The organism is Lentzea guizhouensis, from assembly GCF_001701025.1.
GTDB classification, from domain to species: Bacteria; Actinomycetota; Actinomycetes; order Mycobacteriales; family Pseudonocardiaceae; genus Lentzea; species Lentzea guizhouensis.
The window spans coordinates 3,002,239-3,026,538 of sequence record NZ_CP016793.1 but is presented as its reverse complement, the minus strand read 5'-3'; the positions used below and the strand labels follow the sequence as shown (position 1 = coordinate 3,026,538).

Sequence of the window (24,300 nt, the reverse complement as noted above, 5' to 3'; positions counted from 1 at the left end):
CGACAACGGTCCACCCGGCGGGTTTGCCTGGTGGACCGTTGCGCTAAGTATCAACGTGTGAAAACCATCGCCGGTCTGGCCGGACTCATCGCGGCGACCCTGGTCGTGGCTCCCGGTGTCGCGCAGGCGCAGAACGCGAGCTGCTACGACACCACCGCCCCGCTCACGGTCGAAGAGCAGCGCCTCGACGACGTGCTCGTGCCGGGTGGGCCCGCGGTCGGACCCGCGCTGGTGCGGCTCGGCGGGTTCGACGGCCGGGTCAGGGACTTCACCGCCAAGCTGTGCCGGCAGATCGTGGCGAAGCAGGCGCAGCAGTTCGTCGCGCACGAGGGCAACGCGCTGTGGAAGGCCGCCGTGGCTCGCGCGCAGAGCACGAAGCCGGTCGCGCACGACGCCTACGACGACCGCCCGCTCTACTGGGCACGTCTGCAGCTCACCACCGCGTTGCGCCAGTGGCAGCCGCGGTTCGCGTTGTCCGTCAACGACCGTGCGAAGCTCATCCAGCAGTTCGACTGGGCCTCGCGCGGGCTGAGCGACGCGGCGTTCCCGGCGAAGCCCGGCGTGCGGCGGATCGCGGTCACCGGCTTCGACCCGTTCCAGCTGACCGGCACGAACGTCCGGCGCGCCAACCCGGCCGGTGCGGCGGCGTTGCAGCTCGACGGCCGCGAGATCGACACGCCGGGCGGCAAGGTCGTGCTGCAGGCGGGTGTGCTGCCGGTGCTGTGGGGCGGGTTCGACGAGGGGATCGTCGAGCAGTTCTACGGATCGGCGTTGCAGCAGAAGAACAAGCCGGACGCGTTCGTGACGATCAGCCAGGGCAGGCCGGAGCGGTTCGACGTCGAGCGGTGGGCGGCGCGCTGGCGTGGTGGCTCGCCGGACAACAACGACGTGCGCACGTTCGGCAGCGTCCCGAACGCCGCCGGGTGGCCGCAGCCGGCCGACGAGTTCATCGAGACCTCGTTGCCGTTCCAGAAGATGATCGACGCGGGCACCGGTCCGTACGCCGTGGTGCTCAACCGGAGCTTCTGCGAGTGGAAGGTCGGCACGCCGGTCGGTTCGCAGCAGGACTGCCGCACGGACGAGCCCACGCCGGGTGCGGTCGCGGCCGTCGGTGGCGGCGGGAACTACCTCTCCAACGAGAGCATGTACCGCGCCAACCGGGTGCGAATCGGTTACGGCGCAACGAATGTCCTCGGCGGACACCTGCACACGCCGGTGCTCGGCCAGCCCGCCGACCCGGCCGCGCTGACCGATGCCGCCTTCGAAAGTCAGCGCCGGGCCATCGCCGATCAGGTCAAGGCCCTAGTCTCTGTGGTGTGACTCGTGTGCGGCTGGCGGTGGGTGTCTTCCTGAGCGCGTGGGCGGTCTCCGCCTGCACGATCAACGTGGGTGGGCAGGCGGTCCCAGGACCGATGCCCTCCACCGCCAGTGCGTCCGCACCGGCGCTGCCCAAGTCGGGCCAGTGCATGAACGCGTTCGACCTCAAGGTGCTCGACTGCGCGGGCTCGCACGAGGCCGAGGTGATGAGCGTCGGTGAGCTCTCCGGCCTCGGTTCGGGCTACCCGGACACGCAGGCGCTGCGCAAGGCCGCCCTGCCGCCGTGCCGGTCGGTGCTGACCGAGTACCTGGGCAGCGCCGACGCGGACTCGACCCGGTTGCGGGTGTGGGCCTTCTGGCCGAACGAGCAGGGCTGGAAGGACGGCCAGCGCTGGCGGTTGTGCACCGTCGTCGAGATCGGCCCGGATGAGAAGCCGTTGGTGCGCAAGGGTTCCGTGAAGGGGACCCTCGGCCAGAACGGCTTCACGACGTTCCAGACCTGCACCAGCGGCTCGCCGTCGAAGGACGCCGAGATCAAGATGTCGGCCTGCACCGGCGCGCACCTCGCGGAGGCCGTGCCCGGCGGTGTCGTGTCGCTCGGCAAGTCCAGCGACCCTGCTCCGTCCAAGGAGCAGATGAACGCCATCGCCAAGGAGAAGTGCACCAAGGCCGTGCACGACTACCTGGGTTCGTCCAAGCGCGCGGACGTCTTCCCGGCGTGGCGGAACCCCGGCAGCCAGGCGTGGTCAGAGGGTTGGACCAACGCCATCTGCTACGCGGAGGCCACCAAGGCCTTCACCGGCACCCTCTTCGGCATCCGCGACAACCCGCTCCCGAGCTGATCCCGCGATCACGACCATCAGCACGGCGGCGAGGGAAAGCACCAGCATCGCGATTCCTGCGATTCCCACGGCACACCTCCCTTTCCGTCTCCGGTGACGATCTTTGTGATCGCCCTCACACACCTGAGACGTTCCCGGAAGGGCCTGGGTTCATTCCTGGAGCAAGACCGTTTTCGCGAATCGTGATGTGCGCCCCGGTGTACCCACAGAGCTGTCCACAGCTATCCACAACCTGCGCACAGAGCCGTCCACACCTGTGGACAACTTCGTCCGCAATGGACGGTGAGCTGCGCTGACTCAGAGAAAATTGCTGCACAGGACCACGCCGACAGCGGTCCCCAGCACCAGACCGACGACGAACACGAGGGTGTAGCGCCACCACGGCGTGCGGGCCGGCGGAGCGGGCGGCACGGGGTAGTAGCGCACGATGCCCGTGGTCGGGCCGACCTCCACATCGCGCTTCGAACCGTCGAAGTTCAGCCCGCCGAGCAAGTCGTCCTGCGTCACCTGTCAGTGATACCCCACCCGGCTACCGCCGTCACTCCCCGCACTTGCTGAAAACGCACGCGGGGAGCTTTCGTACGTTCTGAGCGTACGAAAGCTCCCCGCGTGCGATAAGGGGTTAGCCGAGGCGCTGCTTCAGGGTGGCCAGTTGGTCGCGGAGCGTGGTCGGGACCTTCTCGCCGATCTTGGCGAACCACTCCTCGACCAGCGGGATCTCGGCGCGCCACTCGTCGGCGTCGAACGCGAGCGAGGCCTCGATGTCCTCGATCGGCGCGTCCAGGCCCTCGAGGTCGAGGGCGTCGGCGGTCGGGACGTAGCCGATGGGGGTCTCGACAGCGGCGGCCTTGCCCTCGATGCGCTCGATGGCCCACTTCAGCACGCGCGAGTTCTCGCCGAACCCGGGCCACAGGAAGCGCTTGTCGTCACCGCGGCGGAACCAGTTGACGTAGAAGATCTTCGGCAGCTTGTCGGCGTCGGCGCGCTTGCCGAGGTCGACCCAGTGCTGGAAGTAGTCGCCGGCGTTGTAGCCGATGAACGGCAGCATCGCCATCGGGTCACGACGCACGACACCGGTCTTGCCGACTGCGGCGGCCGTGGTCTCCGACGACAGCGTGGCACCCATGTAGGTGCCGTGCTGCCAGTCGCGCGACTCGGTGACCAGCGGGATCGTCGTGGCGCGACGGCCACCGAAGAAGATCGCCGAGATCGGCACGCCCTTCGGGTCGTCCCACTCCGGCGCCTTGATGTCGCACTGCTCGATCGGGGTGCAGTAGCGCGAGTTCGGGTGCGCCGCCAGCTCCTCGCTGTCGGGCGTCCAGTCCTGGTGCTTCCACGAGGTCAGGTGAGCAGGGGCGTCGCCGATGCCCTCCCACCAGATGTCGCCGTCGTCGGTCAGCGCGACGTTAGTGAAGAGCGAGTTGCCCTTGGCGATGGTGCGCATCGCGTTCGGGTTGGTGTGGTAGTCGGTGCCGGGCGCGACGCCGAAGAAGCCGTTCTCCGGGTTCACCGCGTACAGACGGCCGTCCTCACCGAAGCGCATCCAGGCGATGTCGTCGCCGAGCGTCTCGACCTTCCAGCCGGGGATGGTCGGCTCCAGCATGGCGAGGTTCGTCTTGCCGCAGGCCGACGGGAACGCGGCGGCGATGTAGTACGCCTTGTTCTCCGGCGAGGTGAGCTTGAGGATCAGCATGTGCTCGGCGAGCCAGCCCTCGTCGCGCGCCATCACGGACGCGATGCGCAGCGAGTAGCACTTCTTGCCGAGCAGGGCGTTGCCGCCGTAGCCGGAGCCGAAGCTCCAGATCTCACGGGACTCCGGGAAGTGCGAGATGTACTTGGTCTCGTTGCACGGCCACTGCACGTCCTGCTGACCGGGCTCGAGCGGCGCACCGAGCGAGTGCAGCGCCGGCACGTAGTCGGCGTCCTCACCGAACAGCGCCAGCGCCTTGTTGCCCATGCGGGTCATGATGTGCATGGAGACGACCACGTACTCGGAGTCCGTGATCTCGACGCCCAGCATCGGCTTCTCCGCGTCGAGCGGGCCCATGCAGAACGGGATCACGTACATCGTGCGGCCACGCATGCAGCCTCGGTAGAGCTCGGTCATGATGGCCTTCATCTCGGAAGGGTCCATCCAGTTGTTCGTCGCGCCCGAGTCCTCCTCGCGCACCGAACAGATGTAGGTGCGCTCCTCCACGCGAGCCACGTCGCTCGGGTCCGAAGCAGCCCAGAACGAGTTCTGCTTCTTCTTGAGGGGCACGAACGTGCCGGCGTCGACGAGCTTCTTGGTGAGGCGGTCCCATTCGCCCTGAGACCCGTCAGCCCAAACAACCTCGTCGGGGCAGGTCAGCTCAGCGACTTCCTGAACCCATGCGAGCAAACGCGCGTGGTTGGTAGGTGCGTGTTCGAGACCGGGAATGGTCACTGCCGTCATCTCGTCTCGTCTCCTGACTGAACGCCTCGGCCGCCCGAGGACGTAGGTCGTCCGGTGTGCGGGACTTCGTCGTCCTCGGGAATAGCTCCAGACGCCCGGTGGGGCCGGGCGTACGTGGAAGGGGATGGACCGAGGTTAGCCCGGTGAATGGCAGGTAACGCACCCCCAGCCTGTCGCTTCCCTCACAAAACCGATTCTGGAATCGATTCAGCACTCGGACGGCGTTAAGACTTCGGTGACGCGGGAAAAACACAAGAGGCCCCGATGCGGTTCTCACCACATCGGGGCCTGTGACCTGCGCTTCAGTTAGGGCTGATCCACTGCCCCGTCGTGGAATCGATTCGGACGACCCCGTCGAACCGTTCCTCCTCGAACCACTCGTCCGAGTCGTCCAGAATGCCGCTCTTGGAGTCGGTCACGTACCGGCCGTCGGACTCGATGTGCCCGCGCTCGACCTCGACCCAGTCGTCACCGCGCTGTTCCGACATCGTGACCTCGCCAGACCGTGTGATCTCGGTCGCCACGTCGGCCCGCCCGTCACCGTTCTTGTCCGTGAACAACCAGGTGTCACCGTCGTCGTCCTTGACCACCGCGGTGTCGGCCTTGCCGTCGCCGTCGGTGTCCTCGGTCGCCTGACCGACCTTTCGCTCACCTTCGTCGGTGTCCACGACAATCGTCTGAGAGGCACCGGAATTCGTCTTTTGTTGCGGGCTGTCGTCCGGGTCGACGGCAACCCACTCACCGGAATTCTCCTCGAACCGCGCCTGGCTCAGGAGATTGCCGTCCTTGTCGAACGTGGTCATCAGATCGGCGTCACCGTCGCCGTTCGTGTCGGTGAACGCGAGGTGACCACCGTCGTCCGTCTCGACCACGGCGGAGTCGTTCACGCCGTCGGAGTTCAGGTCGAAGGTGACGTCGGCGGTGTACTCCTCGTCCTCGACGGTGACCTTCAGCTCGGCGTCGGCCGCACCGCTCTCGTCGATGTACACCGGGACACACCTCCTACACCTCTTGCGTACCGGTATGACCCACGTTATGCCGGTTTGGTTCCACGGCCAACCGTTTGCACCGGTGTCGCCGGTCAGGTGCGGTCGGACTTGCGGCGGCGGTAGGCGGCCTGGCGACAGGCGTCGGAGCAGTACCTGCGTGGCCGACCCTCCTCGGCAGCCGCGACGAAGCACGGGCAGGCCAGGCAGGTTCTCGCTTCCGAACCGGGTTCGCTCCAACCGTGTCGCTCGCAGAAGACAAGTGGCCGAGGCTCTGCCACCTGGATGCCCAGGGCATCGAGCACACGCCGCCGAACGTGCTCCGGAACCCGAAAAGACTCGTCGCGCAGGTAGTCGTACAGAGCTCGGGAACGTTCGGGACGGCGCAGCTTGGACATGGACTTCACCTCGATCTGCCGAATGCGCTCACCGGGCACGCCGTAGATCTGCCCTATCGCCTCATAGGACGCCGGTTGACCATTTTCCAAGCCGAAGCGGAGCCTGAGAACAGCGGATTCACGTGCGCTGAGCGTCCCGAGCACCTCGTGCAGCCGCCGCACGACCTCGTCTGCTTCCGCTCGCCGACCGGTCGGATCGAACTGGCTGGACCGCCGGCGCGTCATGCCTCCTCATCCCTTCGTCTGTCAAGTGCGCGGGTGCCTGGCATCCGGTTCACCAGCGCCCTGAACACGTTGACACAGTCGGAAAGCACGGAGGGCACGTCATCACGGTTCGCGCGGACCAGCGCAACGATCACGACGACGCCGTAGACGAGCACAAGCAGCGCCAGCAAGGCGGCAAGTGCTAGCACTACGAGCACGGACAGGGACATCGGCGGCCTCCGAACACGCAAAAGCCCCTGGCGCGGAAGCATCCAGGGGCCAACAGGTCGAGAAACGAAAAAAGCCCCTGGCGAGGGCCAGAGGCGTCTTGCGGGCACAGCGATGCCCGATCTAGGGCAGATCAAATCACGTGACAACAGCCGACGTCAAGAGCATCGTCGCAGCATCATCCCTGTTCACTGGGTATGACTAGTCGTGTGAGGTGTTTCGTAACGGGGTGTCCGTTCGATCTCGCACCACGACCAGCAGGGTGAACCGGTGTCGCGTTAGGGTCAGCCGGTGAGCGAGCCGGGACCACCGCGTCGGGTGAGGTGGGAGAGCTTCCGCGCGTACCTCTCCATCGGCCAGCAGCTCACCGGGACCGTCGACTGGGTGCCGCGGCCGGGCGTGATCGGAGTCGGTGTCGACCTCGACCTGCCCTTCGACGGTTTCGTCGACGTGCTGTGGCTGCCGCGCGATGCTGAGCGGTGGCCGCGGGTGGGAACGGTCACGACCTTCGAGGTCGTCTGGCTCGACGACCGGCAGCAGATCCGCCTGAAGCCGCTCGACCCGGCCTTCCAGGTCGACGACGACCAGGTGGATGCGCCGACGTGCCTGGAGGCGCTGGAGGCCGGGTGACCGGGGGCAAGGTCGTGGTCGACGTGGTCGGCCGGGACCTGGTCGTCACCGGCGGGGCCGAGCACCTGGCGGTGCTGGGTGAGGTCCTGCGCGACCTGGCCGACGAGCCGGACTTCGGCTACCACGTGCACATCGACCACTTCCCGGACCACTACTACCTCGCCGAGGGATCGTGGCCGTTGGTCGTGCAGGTCACCGAAGCCTAGGTGCGGTCGCGGACCTGGCGGATGCGGCTCAGCAGCTCCTCCGCCTTGGCCCGGCCGGACTCCACCTCCGCCAGCTGCCGCGTCACGGCCTGCAGCTCGCGGCCGCGTTCGCCGGCCTCCATCCGGAGTGCCTTGTCGACCTCGCGCAGTTCGGCCTCGATGGCCTCGATCCGCTTGGCCAGTGCCTCGTCCAGGGCCAGCGACAACGCCTGCTCGGCTTCGATGAGCTGTTCGGCGGCGAGTTGGTCGATCATCGAGCGGGCGTCGGCGATGGCGTCGGAGAGCCACTGCTTGACGTGTTGCTTCTCGGCGCTGTGGGTGCGGGTGCGGGCCATCCACCAGCCGGCGCCCAGGCCCAGGGCGATGGTCACCGGGAGGACGATCGGGTTCAGGGCGGCGATGCCCAGGCCCGCCAACGGCATCACGGCGAGCTTGCCGGCGCCGAGGCCGCCGGAGACGCCCATGAACACCAGCAGTTTGTCCTCGGCGGTGGGTGGGCGCTTTTCCTTGGGGCGCAACACGACCGGGGGTTGCTCGCCGCGGGCGAACTGGCCGCGGATCAACGTCAGCTCGTCGGGGCTGAAGAGTGAGGCCAGGACGGTGTCGGCGACGGCGGCCAGGCGGACGGACAGGGCGGTGGAGATGCGGCCGGAGACGACCTGGAGCGCGGTGTCGACCTGAGCCGGCAACGCGGCCAGGGCGGTGCGGTCGGCGGTGTCGATGGCCTGGCGGTACCAGGTCTGGAGGTCGCGCATCTGGCGGGAGATCTCGTGGGAGTTCTCGACGCGGGCGCGTTGGACCTCGCCGCGCAGGCGGACCTGCCAGCCGCGGGTGGAGGAGCGGCGTTCGGTGACGAGCTCCTCGCGGCGGGTGCGCAGGGACTCGGCCTCGGCCTCGCCGACGGACAGGGCGCGCTTGTCGTGTTCGAGGCGGATGGACAGTTCGGCGAGCACGGTCGACAGGGCGCGCAGGGCGTTGGCCTCGGCCAGCATGTCGGCGCGGCCGGCGACGAGTTCCTGCAGCGAGGTCTGGAGTGCGGCGACGCCGGAGCGTTCGCGGAGCATGGCGGCGGCGTCCGGGTTCGGGGCCTGGGCGGCCATGTCGAACATCCGGGAGGACACCGGGAACCAGGTGGCGTCGGCGAAGCGCGGGGCGTGTTCGGCCAGCAGGGCGACGTCGGCGTCGAGGACCTGGCGCCAGCCGCGGTACTGGTCGGTCTTCGTCAGCGCGAACACGACGGTCTCGACGCGGTCGCCGACGCGCTTGAGGAAGTCGAGCTCGCCTCGGGTGAAAGGAGAAGAGGCGTCGACGACGAACACCAGCGCGGTGGCGGAGGTGACGGCTTCCAGTGCCAGCTCACCGTGCACGGACTCCAGGCCGCCGACGCCGGGAGTGTCCACAACGGACATTCGAGACAGCAGCGGGATCGGGGCGTCGACCTCGACGTAGCGCGGTGGCAGCTCGCCGTCGGGGAGCTCGTGGGCGGCGGAGACCCAGTTGATCAACGCGGGCAGCGGGAACGAGACCGGGGCGAGCACGCCGGGGTAGCAGGCGCGGGCGGCCCAGCCGGGGCCGTGCTGGAAGACCAGGTAGGTCGAGGTGGCCACGTCGGCGTCGACCGGGGACAGGCCCGGCGTCGCGAGCAGGGCGTTGACCAGTGAGGACTTGCCGCGGTTCGTCTCGCCGACGACCACCACGGTCGAGACCTCCTGCACCGCGCGGCGGGTGACCCAGTCGGCCAGCGACGCGTCGATGTCGCGGACCAGCGCCGTGAGGCGTTCGCGGGTCGCGCGGACCGTCTGCGGGAGGTTGCTCATCGGGGCGTGTAGACCGTCACGATCGGGGCGCGCAGGACGCGGCCGCGGTCGCAGAAGCCGGGGACCTCGGTCTCGGCGACCAGGCCCAGCAGCGACATGTCGTCGGTCGGCACGGTGCCGCCCGCCTCGTGCTGGGCGGGGTCGAAGCGCTGGCCGTCCACGCGCATCGCGACCACCCCTATCGACGACAGACCTTCCTCGATGCGTTCCACCACGCCAGAGCTCGCGCGGTCGAGCGCGTACAGGCAGAGCTGCACCAGCGCGCGGCGTTCGGCCAGCGCCTGGTCGAGCAGCTCGTCGGCAATGGTCTCCACACCGTTGTCCGACGTCACGCCCGTCGGCTCGGTTCCACTCATGCTCATCGGTGCCCCCCAGCACGTAGTTGCTGCCAGATGAGGAAATACGCCCGGTGCACGACGTGCGCCACCCGGGCCTGCGCCGGTGTCGCGCCGAAGGAGGCGAACGAACGCCACCAGCCGGCCCGTTCCAGCGCGTGTGCCTGCAGCTGGCCGACCGGCCGGCCGGCCAGTCCCAGCTGTCCCGGCAGGTCGGGGGTGCTGCCGACGCGCAGCACCTCCTCGGTCAGGTCCGGCGCCAGCGTCACCGCGCCCGACGAGACCAGCGTCAACGCCTCCAGCAACCGCAGCTGGTGCGCTTCCGGACGAGCCAGCAGCACCTCGATCGCGTCGTGCACGCGCTGCCGTTCGCCGGGCTCACCGGCGGCCAGCGACGTGATCGACGCCAGCGCGGCCGCCGCCTTGATCCCGTCGGCACGCGCGCGGAACACCGCGTCGAGCCGCGCTCGCACGGCAGCGAACCCCGACGCGTCGAACAGCACCCGCCGCAGCGCACCGGCGGTCAGTCCGGGTTCGGCGTCCAGCGCCGCGACCGCGCGCCCGATGCCGTACAGGTCGAGCTTCTCCAGCAACCGCGACCGCACGCCGGCCGGCACGTCGCACTCCCACGACGTGAAGAGGTCACCGGACATCAGCATCATCGAGCGGGTGTCCGCGTCGAGCGCCGCCAACCGCCGCAAGGCGTCCGCGTCCGCCGACGTGAACTCCCCGGTCTCCGCGGACTCGGCGAGCAGGCTGATCACCGGCAGCACGTCGGCCACCCGCGGCTTCAGCAGCTCCGCCTGCTTCGCCGCCAGGATCTCCGCCGCACGCCACACGTCGCCGTCCGAGCCCGCGACCGACTCCGGTGCCACGGCGTCGACCTTGTTCAACGCCGCCACCGCGTTGACCGGCCCGGCCTCACGCGACGCGGTGGCCGCCGTGAACGCCGCCAGTGTCTGGTGGTCGTCGGCCCGCACGCCTTGTGTGACGACGTACAGCACCGCCTCGGCACCCGCGACCGCGCTGCGCGACACCGGGTCCAGCAGCTCCTCGGTCCGCGCGACCGACGCCGCGTCCAGCGAGCCGAGGCCTGGCGTGTCGATGACCGTGAAGTCGCGCAGCACGGCGTTCGTCAGATAGGCCTCGATGTGCGAAACGCCGTCCAGGCCGAGAGAAGCGGGGATCATGCCGGACGCGTCGAACGGCAGCACCTGCCGCCGCCCGTCCTGCAGCACCACTTCGATCCGGTCGACCGTGCCGTACTGGTACCGCGTCACGAGCCGGGTGCACTCACCGACGTCCGTGGGCGCGACCCTGCGTCCGATCAGAGCGTTGACCAACGTCGACTTGCCGGACTTGATCCGGCCGGCCACGGCGACCTGCAACGGCGCGTGCAACCGCCGCAGCACCTCCTGGAACCCTGCGGCCGTGGCGGGCGAGACCTGCTGTTGCAGGGCGGCACAAAGGTGGGCCACCGCCGCGCACAGCGGTCCGGCCAGTTGTTGTCCCTGCAACGCCGTCACGGCCGAATGGTGCCACGGTTTGTGCACGTGCGTGCGCGGGTAGCCACAGCTCATGGGTGACAGCTACGTGACGTTCCTGGTGCTGGGGATCGTCCTGGTCGTCGTTGACGGCCAGCTGATCTACCGCAGTGGCAAGGAATATCTGAGGCGCGCTGCGTACGACGAGGACCAGGCCGGCGGCATGATGAAGCTGACGGCGGTCCTGTTCCACCTCGTCGTGCTCGGCCTGCTCGCACTGGTGTCGATCATCAACGTCGACACCGGTGACACGGTGAAGAACGTGGTCGTGAAGCTTGGTGTCGTGCTGCTGCTCCTGGCACTCGCCCACGGCGTCACGATGGCGATCCTGGCCAGGATCAGGGATCGCCAGATGCAGCAACAGCTCGCGGACCAGATGGCCGAAGAGCACCGGATCTACGAAGAACGCCACGCACATGTGAGCGAACCGCGACCCGCACCGAAGATCGAATCGCCTCACTCCACGCTGTAGAGCGCGCGAACGGCGTCCAGTGCCTCCCCCTCGCTGGCGCCGAGAGACCGGGCAACCGCGACGAACTCAGCAGCGGCAGCGGCGAGCGGATCCGGTGCATGCGAAGGCAGGGCAGCCACCACGGTGCCCTGCCTTCGTCCTGTCGTGAGCACGCCGCCGGTCTCCAGCTCCCGGTACGCCCGCGCGACCGTGCCGGCCGCCAGCCCGAGGTCCGCGGCCAGCTGCCGGATCGTCGGCAGCCGCGTGCCGACCGGCAGCACCCCGCCGCTGATCAGCAGCACGAGCTGGTCGCGCACCTGACGCCAGGGCGGGACGCCGTTGTCGACGTCGACGACGATGCGGGGAGCGGTCACCTGACGATCTTCGCCGACTTCGGCTTCGTGTTCGCCATCATCGCCCACGCCACCAGACCGGCGATCCCGGCCAAGGGGTGGACCAGGCCACCGATGACAGCCGCACCGAGCCCCGTCGCGACGTGCACGCTGCGGGTGCGCAACGCCGTGTCGACGGCGTGGTCACCGTCGGCGGGCCGGGTGACGGCCGCCCAGACGATCAGCCCGACCGCAAGCGCCGAGCCCGCGAACCAGGCGAACGTGGTCCACCGCGGGTCGACCACGAGGCGGACGACGGCAGCCGCCACGAACACCGCGTAGGTGAGCAGCACCCACTTCGACGCGATGTCGAACAACCCGCGCGGCGTGAGCGTCGCCTCCCGGCGAGTGCCAAGGCGTGGCCGCAGTGCCAGCAACTCGGCGAGCAGGGTGCCCGCGAGCACGACGACCATGAACTGGTCGACGTCGTCGCCCCACCTCGGCACGAACAACAACACCGCGTAGAGCCATGGGTAGAGCAGCCGACGGCGCTTGAGGTACCGGACCGCCTCCACGACCTGCTGCTCGGTGGGTTCCGGCAGCCCCCACTTCTTCAGCAAACGCCGGCCGTTGCTCTCCACCGGCCACAACGTCACCAAGAGGACCAAGCCGACACCTATGGCGATGGCCAGCTGGAACCAGATGCTCGACTCCGGCACGAGTTCCCCCGAACTTTGTACCAACTACTCGATACAATAACTCACACCGGAGTAGGACGCGAGGTCAGCCCGTGGCGCGACGCGCGGAAGTTCGACCCGCACCTAACCTTGTCCGGTGCGGCGGTTCAGCCTGTGGATGAAGGCTCACCCGGCGTTCGGGGACTCCCTGATCGCCGGGATCTTGCTGTTGTTCGACCTGGCGGTGGGCATCGCGGGCGTCGACCGCGGCCTGTCCGTCTCCTCGTTCCTCGCCGTCACGCTCTTACTGCTCGGCCCGCTGCCGTTCCGCCGCTACCACCCGGTCGGCACCAGCTACCTGATCCTCGCGGGCGGCTTCCTGCAGCTGTTCACCCACGGCGGCTGGGAGAACGGCCTGCCGGTGCGGATGGCCGACTTCGCGCTGGCCGTGGCGCTGTACACGATGGTCGCGTACGTGGGCCGCAAGTCGGGGCTGATCTACTCGGCCTGGCTCGTCGCGGGCACGCTGCTCTGGGCGATCTTCCAGATCGGCGAGGTCCAGGCCGTCTTCCTGGTGTTCATGGTCTTCGTGATCTTCGGGTTCAGCTGGGCGATGGGCGAGTTCGTCGGCGCCCGCCGGGCCTACCAGAGCGAGCTGGAGCAACGGCTCAAGCTGCTGGAGACCGAACGCGACCAGCAGGCGAAGATCGCGGTCGGCGAGGAGCGGTCCAGGATCGCCCGCGAGCTGCACGACGTGGTCGCGCACGCGGTCAGCGTCATGATCGTCCACGCCGACGGCGCCGCCTACACGATCCGCAAGCAGCCGGAGGTCGCGGAGAACGCGGTGCGCACCATCGCGGAGACGGGCCGGCTCGCGTTGACCGAGATGCGCCGGCTGCTGGGCGTGCTGCGCAGCGAGGACGCCGAGACGCAGTGGGAACCGCAGCCTGACGTGCGAGGCGTGGTCGAGCTCGCCGAGAACACCCGCGCGGCCGGTGTGCCGGTCCGCCTGGAGATCACCGGTGACGTCGACGACCTGCCCGCCGGTGTGGGCCTGAGCATCTACCGGATCGTGCAGGAAGCGCTGACGAACACGATCAAGCACGCGGGCACCGGCACGACGGCGACCGTCCGGCTGGCCCGCACGCAGGAGCAGCTGCACCTGGAGGTCGTCGACGACGGCTTCGGCACGCCGCACGACGTGGTCAAGGTGTCCGGCGGCAACGGACTGATCGGCATGAGGGAAAGGGCAGCGGTGCTGGGCGGAGAGTTCGAGGCGGGCCCCAACCCCGGTGGTGGCTGGCGCGTCCGCGCGGTCTTCCCGCTCGCCGCATAGGGTGATCACGTGATTCGGGTGCTGCTGGTCGACGACCAGGAACTCATGCGCATGGGCTTCCGCATGGTGCTGGGGGCGCAGGAGGACATCGACGTCATCGGCGAGGCCGCCGACGGCTTGGACGCCGTGCAGATGGCCGACAAGCTGCGGCCCGACGTCGTGCTGATGGACGTCCGCATGCCCGTGCTGGACGGGGTCGAGGCGACCAAGCGCATCACCGAGGCCGACACGGCCAAGGTGCTCGTCATGACCACGTTCGACATGGACGAGTACGCGCTCTCCGCGCTGCGCAACGGCGCCAGCGGCTTCCTGCTGAAGGACACGCCGCCCGGTGACCTGGTCTCCGCGCTGCGGGCCGTCGCGTCCGGTGACGCGGTGGTCTCGCCGTCGGTCACGAAGCGGCTGCTCGGCCGGTTCCTCGGCGACGGCGGCGGTGAGCTGCGCGACGCGACCGTGCTGGACGTGCTGACCGAACGCGAGCGCGAGGTCCTCGTGCTGATCGCGAAGGGCCTGTCCAACACGGAGATCGCGCGCAAGCTCTTCCTGTCGGAGGCGACGGTGAAGACGCACGTCGGCCGGATCCTCGCGAAGCTGGAGCTGCGAGACCGGGTGCAGGCCGTGGTGCTGGCCTACGAGACCGGTCTCGTCCGCCCCGGTGACGCGTGATGCGTCAGCGGTAGTCCTCCGGATCCGCGTCCACGGTCTGCCCGGCCATCCGCGGCTTCACCACCTCGTCGTACCAGCGGCCCCAGTCGGGCTGGGAGCCGTCGAGGTCGGTGAAGCCGTACTCGCGCTTGAGCTTCCACGACGACAGGCACTGCCCGGCGAACCGGCCGCGGTTCTCGTCGGCCGCCAGGTGCGCGAGGCCGCGACCGAGGTAGTGCGGTGTCTCGGACAACGCGTAGTCCGGCACGTCCTTGATCGCGTCACGCCAGTTCTCCTCGGTGACGCCGAAGCCCTCCAGCATCTGCTCGGACCGCAGGAACCCCGGGGTGGCGGCGAGCGCCGTCACGTTCGGGTGGTCCTTCAGGTCCTTGGCCAGCACCTCGCCGAACCGCCGAACCGAGCTCTTCACGGCGTCGTACGGCAGGTTCACGAAGTACGCGTCGCCGTCCTCGCCGTCGGTCACCTCGACCACGAGCCCGTCGTCGGACTTGAGCACCAGCGGCATCAGCTTGTGGATCGCGACGAGGTGCGTCTCGACCCCGTTGCGCCACATGCGCAGCTGCCGGTCGAGGTCGTGCTCCCAGAACTTGCCCCACTCGACGAGGTTCTCGCCACCCCAGGCGTTGTCGATGAAGATGTCGAGCCGGTCGATGCGCGCCGCCAGTTCGTCCACATCGGACGGACTGGTCAGGTCGCACCGGACCGGGATCCCCTTGCCACCGGCGGCGTCGACGAGCTCCGCGGTGTCCTCGATCGTCTCCGACCGCCCGATCTCCGACTGCTGCGTGCGCGTGGTACGGCCGGCGACGAACACCGTCGCCCCGGCCGCTCCCAGCTCGACCGCGATCGCCCGGCCGGCACCGCGCGTGGCGCCGGTGACGACGGCGACCTTGCCGCTCAGATCGGGTTCACTTCTTCTCGACACGACGAGTTCCCCTTCCCTCGTGCCAGGACAGGACGACCATCCCGTCGCCCTGGACGATGAGCGACACGACCTCGGTGACGTCGAACCGGAACAGGTCCAGCTCCTCCGGCTCCGGCTGCCACTCCGTGCGCTCGTACAGGTCCTTCAGGTACTGCTCCTTGTCGGTCCAGAACTCCGCGGTGCCGCTGACCTTCGCGTCACCGGCCTCGGTCATCGAGGCGACCGTGGTCGTGCAGTGCAACGAGAACCGCGGATCCCGCTGCAGGTCGCGGGACTTCAGCGAGCCGGGCATCATGCCGGCCCACAGCTGCCCGTGCGCGAAGTCCGGTTCCACACCACTGATCCGCGGCGCGCCGTCCTTGCGCAGGGTGGCGATCAACGCGTGCCGGTCAGCGGCGAACCGGCCCTCCACGAACGCGGCCAGCTCGGGCTCCTCAGCCGCGAACTCCGCCCAGGTTGCCATTCAGCGCATCCCCTTCAACACCAGGTCGACGTCTTCCTCCGTGCGTGCCAACAATTCCCCCCGCGGTCGCACCGACCAGTCCATCGAGATCCCGTACACCAGCGCGGCCAGCACGCGCGCCGCGTTCGGTGGCAGCCCCTCGGCCGCGCACAGGACCTCCAGCTCGGCCTCCAGCACCGCGTAGTGCCTGGCCAGCAACGCCCGCAGCTCCGGGTCGATCAGGTCGACCCCCAGCTGGGCCAGGTTGTTCGTCGCCACGACCGGGTCGGCCAGCCGGTCGAACCACGTCAGCAGCGCCGCCCGGACCGACCCGGCCGCGCGCATCCGGCGGACGACCTCCTCGGTGCCGGCCCTGGTGAGCGCCTGCAGCAACCCGCTCTTCGACCCGAACCGCTTGGCCACCGCGCCGACCGACACCCCCGCCTCCGCCGCGACGTCCGCCACCGTGAACTCCGGTCCACGCCGGTCGATGACCCTTGCGGTCGCATCCAGGATGCGTTCGTCGGAGATGGTGCGGGGCCGTGCCACGGCATTAGTGAACCACAATTCACTAACCTTCGCATAGGGTGGCTCCACGTGAACTGGAGACCGCGCCTGGTCGCGCTGGACATCGACGGAACCCTCACCGGAGTCGGCTCGAACGACGTCCCGCCCGCCGTGCGAGCGGCCGTCTCGCGCGCGGCCGGCCACGGCACGCACGTCGTCCTGTGCACGGGCCGCAGCCTCATCGGCACGACACCGATCGCTCCCCAGCTGCCGGTCTCGCTGGCGCTCTGCTCGAACGGCGCGGTGTGGTGGGACCCGGCGACCGCCGAGATCACCCGGCGCACGACGTTCGAGCCGGGCCCGACGATCAAGACGCTGCAGGCGCTGCTGCCGGGCTCGGTGTTCGCGGTCGAGCAGACCGGTGTCGGCAACCTGTCGCTCGGCCGGTTCCTGCCGCACGACCTGTGGGGCGTCACGACGAACGCGTCCTTCGACGTGCTCGCCGCCACCCCGACACCGCGGCTCGTGATGCGCTGGCTCGACCACACGCCGGCGGAGCTCGCGTTCGCGGTGCGGGAGCTGGAACTGCCGGGCGTCTCGTGGAGCGTCGACCACACCGAGGCCTGGCTGACCGTGGTTCCGGCCGGGGTGACGAAGGGATGGGCGCTGGAGGACCTGCGGGTCTCACTGGGGATCGACGCCGAGGACACGCTGGCGATCGGTGACGGCACCAACGACCTCGAGATGCTGCGGTGGGCCGCGCGGGGGATCGCGATGGGGCAGGCACCGGCGGTCGTGCAGGCGGCGGCCGACGAGGTGACCGGCACCGTCCTGGAGGACGGTGCCGCGCAGGCGTTGAACCGGTTCTTCCCCGCCTAGGTGCCGCTAGTCGGCGACGTTGGTCTTCGCGACGACCTTGTCGATCTTCACCCGGACCACCATCTCACCGGGCACGCCGTTGCGGTCGGCGTAGGCGTCGGCCTGGTCGGCGCCCATGTAGCGGGCGGCGGTGCGGCCCGCCCAGTACTTGAGCTGCTCGGGGTCCTCGTCGACCTGGGCGCGGCCGGTGATCGTCACGAAGTTGAACGGCGGTGTCTCGTCGTCGAAGCAGAGGGCGACCCGGCCGTCGCACAGGATCGACTTGCCCTTGATCGTGTCGCGGGCGGTGAGGAAGACGAGGTCGGGGCCGTCGAGGTCCACCCAGACCGGTGCGACGTGCGGTGAGCCGTCCTTGCGGGTGACCGCGAGCTTGCCGGTGCGGGCCGGGGTGGCCAGCACGAACTCGCGCCACCAGCCTTCCGGGGCTTCCGTGTATCCCATGTGGCTCATTCAACTACGACGGAGGTAGCGCCACCGGACGACGGAAGTTGACGCACGCGCAGACCGCAGGCCGATGTGGTGGTACCCCTCGACGCAGCAGAGTTGTCCCCAACACGAAGAGGGGACGACACCATGATCGAGGCAATCGGCCTCACCAAGAGATACGGCAGGACGGTCGCGGTCGACGACCTGTCGTTCACCGTCCACCCTGGACGGGTGACCGGCTTCCTCGGTCCGAACGGCGCCGGCAAGTCCACGACCATGCGGATGATCCTGGGGCTCGACCGTCCGACGGCAGGCCGCGTGCTGATCGACGGCAAGCCCTACGCGGAGCTCAAGCGTCCACTGCAGACGGTCGGGGCGCTGCTCGACGCGAAGTGGGTGCACCCCAACCGCAGTGCCCGTGCTCACCTGCGCTGGCTCGCGAAGTCCAACGGGCTGCCGAACGGCCGCGTGGACGCGGTGCTCGAAGCCGTCGGCCTGACGCAGGTCGCCGGCAAGAACGCCGGTGGGTTCTCGCTCGGCATGTCGCAGCGGCTGGGGATCGCCGCGGCGCTGCTGGGTGACCCGAAGGTGCTGCTGTTCGACGAGCCGGTCAACGGCCTGGACCCCGAGGGCATCCTCTGGATCCGCACGTTCATGCAGAACCTGGCCACGGAGGGCCGCACGGTCCTGGTGTCGAGCCACCTGCTCTCGGAGATGGCCCTCACGGCCAGCGAGCTCATCGTGATCGGCCGGGGGAAGCTGATCTCGCAGAGCAGCACGCAGGAGTTCATCGACCGCTCGACGGGCAACACGGTGCTCGTGCGCAGCCCGCAGCTGTCCAAGCTCGGCCCGCTGCTCGTCGACAAGGGCTTCACGGTTCGTGACAGCGCTGACGGGGCATTGTCCGTATCGGGTGCCACCAGTGACCAGATCGGTGACATCGCGGCGGCGAACGGTGTCGTGCTGCACGAGCTGAGCCCGCAGCGCGGTTCGCTCGAAGAGGCGTTCATGCAGTTGACCGGCGATGCTGTCGAGTACCACGCAGAGATCGGGAAGTGAGTCTGATGACCCTGTTGGCAGTTGAGAGAATCAAGCTCTTCTCGACCCGCTCGCCGTACTGGTGCAGCGCGCTCGCCATCGTGCTGGGCGTGGGCCTCACCGCGATCTTCGCCGCGGCGTCCGACGGACAGGTGCCCCTGGGGCTGACCCAGATCGGCAGCAGCCAGCTCGCCATCGCGGTGGTGCTGGTGATGGCGGCGATCGCGGTCACCACCGAGTACCGCTTCAACACGATCCGCGCCACGTTCCTCGCCGTGCCGGGACGGACGTCCGCGCTGGTCGCCAAGGCCGCCGTGGTCGCGCTGATCGCGGGCATCCTGGGCGAGATCATCGCGTTCGGCTCGGTCGGCGTCGCCAAGCTGATCACGCCGAGCTCGGACCTCGCGATCAACACCGCGGCCGAGTGGCGGCACGTGGCCGGTGTCGGCCTGATCTACGCCATCGGCGCGGTCATCGCGGTGGCCGTCGGCATCCTGGTCCGCCAGACCGCCGGTGCGGTCGCGATCCTGCTCGTCTGGCAGATCCTCGCCGAGGGCCTGGTCGGGATCATCCCCAAGGTCGGTGTGAAGATCCAGGCGTGGCTGCCGTTCATGAACGCCACCCACTTCGTGTCGATGGGCGCGGACAGTCCGGAACAGGGTGGTGCCGGAGTCGACTTCAAGCTGAGCGAATGGGGCTCGCTCGGCTACTTCGCCGGCATCGCGGTCGCGATGCTGGTGGTCGCGCTGATCGTCGCGAAGCGCCGGGACGCGTGACCGGTTTCGAATAAGGGGGAGCGGGACGCAGGCCATCCGTCGGGGGAGGCCTGCGTCCCGGTCGATTCTTCTACCGAACGGGAGAGGTCATGATCGAGGCAGTGCGGTTGCGCAAGCACTACGGCAGGACCAAGGCCGTCGACGACCTGTCGTTCACCGTCCGGCCGGGTCGCGTGACCGGGTTCCTCGGGCCGAACGGCGCCGGCAAGTCCACGACGATGCGGATGATCCTCGGCCTCGACACTCCCACCGGTGGCGACGTCACGATCGACGGCAAGCACTACGCCCAGCTCAAGCAGCCGCTGCGCAAGGTCGGCGCGCTGCTCGACGCGAAGTGGGTGCACCCCAACCGGTCCGCCCGCTCGCACCTGAAGTGGCTCGCGGTCTCCAACAAGATCCCGGTCAGCCGCGTGAACGAGGTGCTGGAGATCGTCGGCCTGTCCGAGGTCGCGCACAAGAACGCGGGCGGCTTCTCGCTCGGCATGTCGCAGCGGCTCGGCATCGCGGGCGCGCTGCTCGGCGACCCCGAGGTGCTGCTGTTCGACGAGCCGGTCAACGGCCTGGACCCCGAGGGCATCCTCTGGATCCGCCAGTTCATGCACCGGCTCGCGACCGAGGGCCGCACGGTGTTCGTGTCGAGCCACCTGCTCTCGGAGATGGCGCAGACCGCGCAGGACCTCATCGTGATCGGCAAGGGGCAGCTGATCGCGCAGACCACCACCGAGCAGTTCATCGCCGACGCCACCCAGGACCACGTGAAGGTGCGCTCGCCGCACGCCGCGAAGCTGCGCGAGATCCTGGCGGCGCACGCGACGGTCACCGACGACTCGGTGAGCGAGGCCCTCGTGGTGCACGGCATCCCGGCGCAGCAGATCGGCGAGATCGCCGCGGAGAACCAGATCGTGCTGCACGAGCTCAGCCCTCAGCGCGGGTCGCTGGAGGACGCGTTCATGCAGCTCACCAAGGAGTCGGTGGAGTACCACGCCCACTGACCGGCTGCGGCCGGCGGCGCGTGCGGGCGACGGGCAGCGCGATCAGCAACGCCGTCAGCAGCGCGACTCCGCCGAATGTGGCACCGACGAACGGCAGCCGGTCCTGCACCGTGGCCGGCTGCGCGGCACGTTCCTGTGCCGCCGCGGTCGGCGTGGGCGAGGGCTTCGGGGGCGGCAGCAACGGGTTGCGCTCCACCGGTGGCAGCTGGGCCTTCACCGCGGCGGCCGGGTCGACCAGGCCGAAGCCGGTCCTGTCGTCGCGGCCGGGCGCGTCGAGGTCCTTCGCGGTCCTGATCAACGCGTTGACGACGTCCTTGGCCGGCATGTCCGGGTGCTTGGCCCGCACCAGCGCCGCGACACCGGCCACGATCGCCGACGCCGCGCTGGTGCCGTCCATCTCCGCGTACCCGCTCGGGTACACGCTCTCCGGCGAGGCGGTGACGATGCCCTCCGCCGGCGCGGCGAGCACGGTGTCCGCGCCGACGTTCGACGACCGCCACGGCCGCCCGTCCCGGTTGGTGCCGGCGACCGCGATCACGCCACCGATGTTCGCCGGTGAGGAGACCTCCTCGCCCTCGTTGCCGGTCGCGGCGACGAGGACGACGTCCTTGTCCATCGCGTAGTTCACCGCGCGGACGAGGCCCGGGGTCGTCGAGCCGGTGAAGCCGAGCGACAGGTTGATGACCTTGGCGCCGTGGTCGGTGGCCCACCTGATGCTGTCGGCGACGACGTCGAGCGCGAACTGGGTCTTCTCCGCGCTCGCGACCGGGAGGATCTTGGCGCCGGGCGCGATGCCGAGCGCACCGCCGTTGCGGCCGGTGCCCGCGATGATCGCGGCCATGCCGGTGCCGTGGCCGTCGGTGTCGGTGGTGCCGTCGGTGCCCTGGGAGCTGCCGAAGCCGGTGCCGGGCAGCACGCGTCCGGCCAGGTCGGGGTGCTGGGCGTCGACCCCGGAGTCGATCACGCCGACGATCACGCCGTCACCGCGGGTCTGGGCCTGCGCGCCGTAGACGTCGAGCGCGTCGAGGTGCCACTCCTGCTCCTCGATCGTCTGCGCGGCGAGCAGCAACGGCAGTGCGACGGCAAGTGCGGGGAGCAGCGGCACGTCAGCTACATCGCGTTTCCAGGCCACGGCGCAACGTGCGTGGGGTCACACCCGGCGTAAGGGTGTTGTTAACAACCAGTGAAAAGCCACTTTTCGGACATCGTGCACGTTTGAGTTGCCGTTCAATGGGGATATCCCGAGGCCGGAGGTGGCCAGTGGTTCGTGTCGAAGCAATGCTCGGCCTCGAATGGGCTAGTGCGCTCGAGGCGCCCAACTCTGTTGATCTCGATCTCTCCCCGGCGGACGCCCGGCGATCCTGGGTGAACAAGGCGGACGAGAACCAGGTGCTCAGGATGTACCGGAGCGTTCGGGAGGTGGAAGACGCACCGGCGCCGTGGTGGTTGCGCGCGCTCGACCGGGGCAGATTGCGCTCGCGTGCGGAGGGTCACGCCGTCGAGGACGCGGTGACCGAGTTGTTGTCGTCCCGTCCGGGCTGGGTCTACGTCCCGTGGGTCGACCTCGGCGAGGTCGGCTACTGGGAGTACGTGCCGTCCGAAAGTGGTGTCTACGGCCCGGCGACACCGACGACGGTGCAGTTCACCGACGCGCACCGCGGCTGGATCCACCTGGTGCCGGCGCACCGCGGCCCCGGCCACGCCCAGCCCATCGACTTCACGGTCGCCGAGCTGCGTGCGCAAATCGAGGACATCGAACTGATTGCCTAGACTGTCCCGTCGTGACCAGGCCTGAGCACCACCGTTCCATCGTCAGCTTCGTGCAGCGCGGCGAGCGCATGACCGTGGGGCAGGAGCGCGCCTGGGACACCCACTGGGAGAAGCTCGGCCACGACGTGAAGACGCTGCCCGAGGGGCCGCTCGACTTCACGTCGTGGTTCGGTCGTTCCGCGCCCGTGCTGCTGGAGATCGGTTCCGGCATGGGCGAGACCACCTCCCAGCTCGTGGCCGCCGCACCCGAGCTGAACTACGTCGCCGTCGAGGTCTACAAGCCCGGTCTGGCCCAGCTGCTGCTGCGTGCCGAACACCTGGGCGGGCTCGACAACCTGCGCGTGCTGCGCGGCGACGCCGTCGACCTGCTGACCGACCACGTGACGCCCGCGTCGTTGCACGGCGTGCGGATCTTCTTCCCGGACCCGTGGCCGAAGAAGAAGCACCACAAGCGCAGGCTCGTGCAGCCGGAGTTCGTGTCGTTGCTGGCCTCGCGGCTGGAGCCGGGCGGTGTGCTGCACCTGGCGACCGACTGGGAGAACTACGCGGAGCAGATGCTCGAGGTGTGCTCGGGCGAGCGGCTGCTGACGAACGTGTACGACGGCTGGGCGCCGCGGCCGGACTGGCGGCCGGTCACGAAGTTCGAGCAGCGGGCCGTGAACGAGGGTCGCGTGTCTCACGATCTGATGTTCAAGCGGAACGACCTCACCTGATCGAGGTCTCAAGCGGGGACGGTGGCCACTACGGGTCTAGGTGTCACTCGATCAGGTGGCAGGTGTTGATCACCCGATGTGCCCCGAGTGGCAGTGACGCGTGAAGCCTTTCCGGAATTAGGTTCTCGCTCCGTGACCCCCGACGTCCTCCCTGTTGCGGAGGAGTTCGTCCGCATGTTCCACGCGGCGCACTCCGACGCAGGCTCGCTGTCCGCCCGCATCGCCCAGGTGCGCGCCGAGATCGCCGAGACCGGAACCTACCGCCACACCACCAACGAGCTCGCGTACGGCGCGCGGATCGCGTTGCGCGACTCGGGCTGGTGCACCTCGGGTGTGCCGTGGCGCCGGTTGAAGGTCCGTGACCTGCGCGGGTACCGCAACGCCGCAGCGGTCGCCGGCGAGTGCGTGGAACACCTGCGGCTCGCCACGAACGGCGGTGAGATCCGGCCGCTGGTGACGGTGTTCGCCCCGGACGCGCCGGGTTCGCCGGGTCCGGTGATCTGGAACGAGCAGCTGATCCGGTACGCCGGCTACGCCGACGGCACCGGGGACCGGCGCTACGCCCAGTTCACCGAGACGATGCAGGGCATGGGGTGGCGGCCGCCGGCCCGCAGGTCGCGGTTCGACCTGCTGCCGCTGGTGGTGGAGACGCAGCACGAGGGTGCGCGCCTGTTCACGTTGCCGCAGGAGATCGTGCACGAGGTGCCGCTGGAGCACCCGGCCTTGCCGTGGTTCGGCGAGATGGGGCTGCGCTGGCACGCGGTGCCGGTGATCTCGAACATGAAGCTGTCGATCGGCGGCGTGCACTACCCGGCGGCGCCGTTCAACTCGTGGTTCGTCGGTGCCGAGATCGGCACGCGGTCACTGGCCGAGGAAGGTGCCTACGGCGTGGCCCGCGAGGTCGCCGAGGCGCTGGGCCTGGACACCTCGTCCGAACGCACGCTGTGGCGGGACCTCGCGACCGTTCACCTGAACGCGGCAGTGCTGCACTCGTTCGACAAGGCGTCCGTCACCATCACGGACCACCACGCCGAGGCGCTGCACCGGCTCGCCTGGCTGCGGTCCCGCCAGCGCCCGTCCGCGGCACGACCCGCGTTCCGGCTGGACCCCGCCGCCGCGGCGCGCGCACGGACCGGTGCTCCGGCGCGCTTCACCACCGCGGTGGACGAGACGCGTCCGCAGCCGACCAGCAGGCTGGCCGAGCTGCTGCGTCAACAACACACGCTGACCAGCGTCTGACTTCCCCACCACACGCCGGTCCCCGGTGCGGGAGCTAGTGCTTGGAGTCGATCAGCACGCCCGACAGGGCCATGAGCGCAAGGACCAACAGGCCGACCACAGCGGCGGCCCACGTGAACACGACTGACAACATGGCGTTCTCCATTCCCCGGCTATCGTTCCTCCAGAGTCCGTGACCGAGGCGTGATCC

At 69.1% G+C, this 24,300-nt stretch carries 28 protein-coding genes and 1 pseudogene; 14 read left to right on the top strand and 15 right to left on the bottom strand.

Annotated elements, in window-relative coordinates; genetic code table 11:
* Positions 1 to 57: 57 nt before the first annotated feature.
* Together BBK82_RS15100 and BBK82_RS15095 are read left to right on the top strand one after the other, a co-directional pair.
* Complete coding sequence (locus BBK82_RS15100; protein WP_237048202.1) at positions 58 to 1,320, top strand: pyroglutamyl-peptidase I; 1,263 nt, start codon at positions 58 to 60, stop codon at positions 1,318 to 1,320.
* Positions 1,317 to 2,159 carry a septum formation family protein gene (locus BBK82_RS15095; RefSeq protein WP_065915588.1) on the top strand — a complete coding sequence of 281 codons (843 nt, stop codon included), beginning with the start codon at positions 1,317 to 1,319 and terminating at the stop codon, positions 2,157 to 2,159. Before BBK82_RS15100 ends, BBK82_RS15095 begins: the two co-directional genes overlap by 4 nt.
* A gap of 297 nt (positions 2,160 to 2,456) precedes the next feature.
* On the opposite strand, the gene BBK82_RS15090 is transcribed toward BBK82_RS15095, so the two are convergent.
* The 5 genes and pseudogenes from BBK82_RS15090 to BBK82_RS50220 all read right to left on the bottom strand — a co-directional run bounded on the left by BBK82_RS15090 (position 2,457) and on the right by BBK82_RS50220 (position 6,411).
* Complete coding sequence (locus tag BBK82_RS15090; RefSeq protein WP_065915587.1) at positions 2,457 to 2,666, bottom strand: hypothetical protein; 210 nt, start codon at positions 2,664 to 2,666, stop codon at positions 2,457 to 2,459.
* A 115-nt stretch (positions 2,667 to 2,781) separates the two neighbouring features.
* Entirely contained in the window at positions 2,782 to 4,593 is a 1,812-nt protein-coding gene (locus tag BBK82_RS15085; RefSeq protein ID WP_065915586.1) for a phosphoenolpyruvate carboxykinase (GTP), read from the bottom strand.
* Positions 4,594 to 4,895: 302 nt separating this feature from the next.
* On the bottom strand, positions 4,896 to 5,582 hold the full coding sequence (locus BBK82_RS15080; protein WP_065915585.1) for a DUF6802 family protein: 687 nt from the start codon (positions 5,580 to 5,582) through the stop codon (positions 4,896 to 4,898).
* Between the two features lie 344 nt (positions 5,583 to 5,926).
* Positions 5,927 to 6,133, bottom strand: a pseudogene (locus tag BBK82_RS54075) (sigma factor-like helix-turn-helix DNA-binding protein); the annotation flags it as partial.
* Positions 6,134 to 6,198: 65 nt separating this feature from the next.
* Positions 6,199 to 6,411 (bottom strand): hypothetical protein, encoded by a 213-nt coding sequence (locus BBK82_RS50220; protein WP_154697326.1) that lies wholly within the window; start codon positions 6,409 to 6,411, stop codon positions 6,199 to 6,201.
* A gap of 289 nt (positions 6,412 to 6,700) precedes the next feature.
* On the opposite strand from BBK82_RS50220, the gene BBK82_RS15070 reads away from it, so the two are divergent.
* On the top strand, positions 6,701 to 7,039 hold the full coding sequence (locus tag BBK82_RS15070) for a hypothetical protein (RefSeq protein ID WP_154697325.1): 339 nt from the start codon (positions 6,701 to 6,703) through the stop codon (positions 7,037 to 7,039).
* Positions 7,036 to 7,245, top strand: a complete 210-nt coding sequence (locus BBK82_RS15065) for an Imm32 family immunity protein (protein ID WP_065915582.1) — start codon at positions 7,036 to 7,038, stop codon at positions 7,243 to 7,245. The genes BBK82_RS15070 and BBK82_RS15065 overlap by 4 nt, the downstream gene beginning before the upstream one ends.
* Here the strand turns inward: BBK82_RS15065 and BBK82_RS15060 are convergent.
* From BBK82_RS15060 to BBK82_RS15050, 3 genes are read right to left on the bottom strand one after another with little or no spacing between them, the layout of a single operon-like run.
* Positions 7,242 to 9,062: a dynamin family protein gene (locus BBK82_RS15060; protein WP_065915581.1), complete on the bottom strand. Its 1,821-nt coding sequence runs from the start codon at positions 9,060 to 9,062 to the stop codon at positions 7,242 to 7,244. The genes BBK82_RS15065 and BBK82_RS15060 overlap by 4 nt on opposite strands.
* Positions 9,059 to 9,424, bottom strand: coding sequence for a nucleotide exchange factor GrpE (gene grpE, locus BBK82_RS15055; RefSeq protein WP_154697324.1), 366 nt, complete (start codon positions 9,422 to 9,424; stop codon positions 9,059 to 9,061). Before grpE ends, BBK82_RS15060 begins: the two co-directional genes overlap by 4 nt.
* Positions 9,421 to 10,923 carry a dynamin family protein gene (locus BBK82_RS15050; protein WP_065921080.1) on the bottom strand — a complete coding sequence of 501 codons (1,503 nt, stop codon included), beginning with the start codon at positions 10,921 to 10,923 and terminating at the stop codon, positions 9,421 to 9,423. The genes grpE and BBK82_RS15050 overlap by 4 nt, the downstream gene beginning before the upstream one ends.
* Positions 10,924 to 10,975: 52 nt before the next feature.
* On the opposite strand from BBK82_RS15050, the gene BBK82_RS15045 reads away from it, so the two are divergent.
* Positions 10,976 to 11,413, top strand: coding sequence for a hypothetical protein (locus tag BBK82_RS15045; RefSeq protein ID WP_065915580.1), 438 nt, complete (start codon positions 10,976 to 10,978; stop codon positions 11,411 to 11,413).
* Here BBK82_RS15045 and BBK82_RS15040 read toward each other — a convergent pair.
* Positions 11,398 to 11,766: a GntR family transcriptional regulator gene (locus BBK82_RS15040; RefSeq protein ID WP_065915579.1), complete on the bottom strand. Its 369-nt coding sequence runs from the start codon at positions 11,764 to 11,766 to the stop codon at positions 11,398 to 11,400. The genes BBK82_RS15045 and BBK82_RS15040 overlap by 16 nt on opposite strands.
* Complete coding sequence (locus BBK82_RS15035; protein WP_154697323.1) at positions 11,763 to 12,392, bottom strand: hypothetical protein; 630 nt, start codon at positions 12,390 to 12,392, stop codon at positions 11,763 to 11,765. Before BBK82_RS15035 ends, BBK82_RS15040 begins: the two co-directional genes overlap by 4 nt.
* A gap of 166 nt (positions 12,393 to 12,558) precedes the next feature.
* On the opposite strand from BBK82_RS15035, the gene BBK82_RS15030 reads away from it, so the two are divergent.
* Positions 12,559 to 13,737: a sensor histidine kinase gene (locus BBK82_RS15030; RefSeq protein ID WP_418287490.1), complete on the top strand. Its 1,179-nt coding sequence runs from the start codon at positions 12,559 to 12,561 to the stop codon at positions 13,735 to 13,737.
* A gap of 9 nt (positions 13,738 to 13,746) precedes the next feature.
* Entirely contained in the window at positions 13,747 to 14,403 is a 657-nt protein-coding gene (locus BBK82_RS15025; protein ID WP_065915577.1) for a response regulator, read from the top strand.
* A 4-nt stretch (positions 14,404 to 14,407) separates the two neighbouring features.
* Here the strand turns inward: BBK82_RS15025 and BBK82_RS15020 are convergent, their stop codons facing one another.
* From BBK82_RS15020 to BBK82_RS15010, 3 genes are read right to left on the bottom strand one after another with little or no spacing between them, the layout of a single operon-like run.
* Positions 14,408 to 15,328, bottom strand: a complete 921-nt coding sequence (locus BBK82_RS15020; protein ID WP_237048201.1) for an SDR family oxidoreductase — start codon at positions 15,326 to 15,328, stop codon at positions 14,408 to 14,410.
* A complete protein-coding gene (locus tag BBK82_RS15015; RefSeq protein WP_065915576.1) occupies positions 15,312 to 15,791 on the bottom strand; it encodes a pyridoxamine 5'-phosphate oxidase family protein in 480 nt (159 codons plus the stop codon). The genes BBK82_RS15020 and BBK82_RS15015 overlap by 17 nt, the downstream gene beginning before the upstream one ends.
* Positions 15,792 to 16,319, bottom strand: coding sequence for a TetR/AcrR family transcriptional regulator (locus BBK82_RS15010; protein WP_065915575.1), 528 nt, complete (start codon positions 16,317 to 16,319; stop codon positions 15,792 to 15,794).
* Between the two features lie 48 nt (positions 16,320 to 16,367).
* Here BBK82_RS15010 and BBK82_RS15005 point away from each other — a divergent pair, with 48 nt between their 5' ends.
* On the top strand, positions 16,368 to 17,156 hold the full coding sequence (locus tag BBK82_RS15005) for an HAD family hydrolase (RefSeq protein ID WP_065915574.1): 789 nt from the start codon (positions 16,368 to 16,370) through the stop codon (positions 17,154 to 17,156).
* 6 nt (positions 17,157 to 17,162) lie between these two features.
* Here BBK82_RS15005 and BBK82_RS15000 read toward each other — a convergent pair whose 3' ends face one another.
* Positions 17,163 to 17,597, bottom strand: a complete 435-nt coding sequence (locus BBK82_RS15000; RefSeq protein WP_065915573.1) for a PPOX class F420-dependent oxidoreductase — start codon at positions 17,595 to 17,597, stop codon at positions 17,163 to 17,165.
* Between the two features lie 132 nt (positions 17,598 to 17,729).
* Here BBK82_RS15000 and BBK82_RS14995 point away from each other — a divergent pair, with 132 nt between their 5' ends.
* From BBK82_RS14995 to BBK82_RS14985, 3 genes are all read left to right on the top strand, one after another.
* Entirely contained in the window at positions 17,730 to 18,641 is a 912-nt protein-coding gene (locus tag BBK82_RS14995) for an ABC transporter ATP-binding protein (protein WP_065915572.1), read from the top strand.
* A 5-nt stretch (positions 18,642 to 18,646) separates the two neighbouring features.
* Positions 18,647 to 19,396, top strand: coding sequence for an ABC transporter permease (locus BBK82_RS14990; RefSeq protein WP_065915571.1), 750 nt, complete (start codon positions 18,647 to 18,649; stop codon positions 19,394 to 19,396).
* An 89-nt stretch (positions 19,397 to 19,485) separates the two neighbouring features.
* Positions 19,486 to 20,388: an ABC transporter ATP-binding protein gene (locus BBK82_RS14985; protein WP_065915570.1), complete on the top strand. Its 903-nt coding sequence runs from the start codon at positions 19,486 to 19,488 to the stop codon at positions 20,386 to 20,388.
* On the opposite strand, the gene mycP is transcribed toward BBK82_RS14985, so the two are convergent.
* The gene (gene mycP / locus BBK82_RS14980; protein WP_065915569.1) at positions 20,354 to 21,493 is read right to left on the bottom strand and encodes a type VII secretion-associated serine protease mycosin; all 1,140 of its coding nucleotides are present in this window, start codon (positions 21,491 to 21,493) and stop codon (positions 20,354 to 20,356) included. The genes BBK82_RS14985 and mycP overlap by 35 nt on opposite strands.
* Before the next feature lie 314 nt (positions 21,494 to 21,807).
* On the opposite strand from mycP, the gene BBK82_RS14975 reads away from it, so the two are divergent.
* The 3 genes from BBK82_RS14975 to BBK82_RS14965 all read left to right on the top strand — a co-directional run bounded on the left by BBK82_RS14975 (position 21,808) and on the right by BBK82_RS14965 (position 24,110).
* A complete protein-coding gene (locus tag BBK82_RS14975) occupies positions 21,808 to 22,158 on the top strand; it encodes a hypothetical protein (protein WP_179953775.1) in 351 nt (116 codons plus the stop codon).
* Between the two features lie 68 nt (positions 22,159 to 22,226).
* Entirely contained in the window at positions 22,227 to 22,871 is a 645-nt protein-coding gene (gene trmB, locus BBK82_RS14970) for a tRNA (guanosine(46)-N7)-methyltransferase TrmB (protein ID WP_218920683.1), read from the top strand.
* A 132-nt stretch (positions 22,872 to 23,003) separates the two neighbouring features.
* Positions 23,004 to 24,110 carry a nitric oxide synthase oxygenase gene (locus tag BBK82_RS14965; protein WP_237048200.1) on the top strand — a complete coding sequence of 369 codons (1,107 nt, stop codon included), beginning with the start codon at positions 23,004 to 23,006 and terminating at the stop codon, positions 24,108 to 24,110.
* Positions 24,111 to 24,300: the final 190 nt, after the last annotated feature.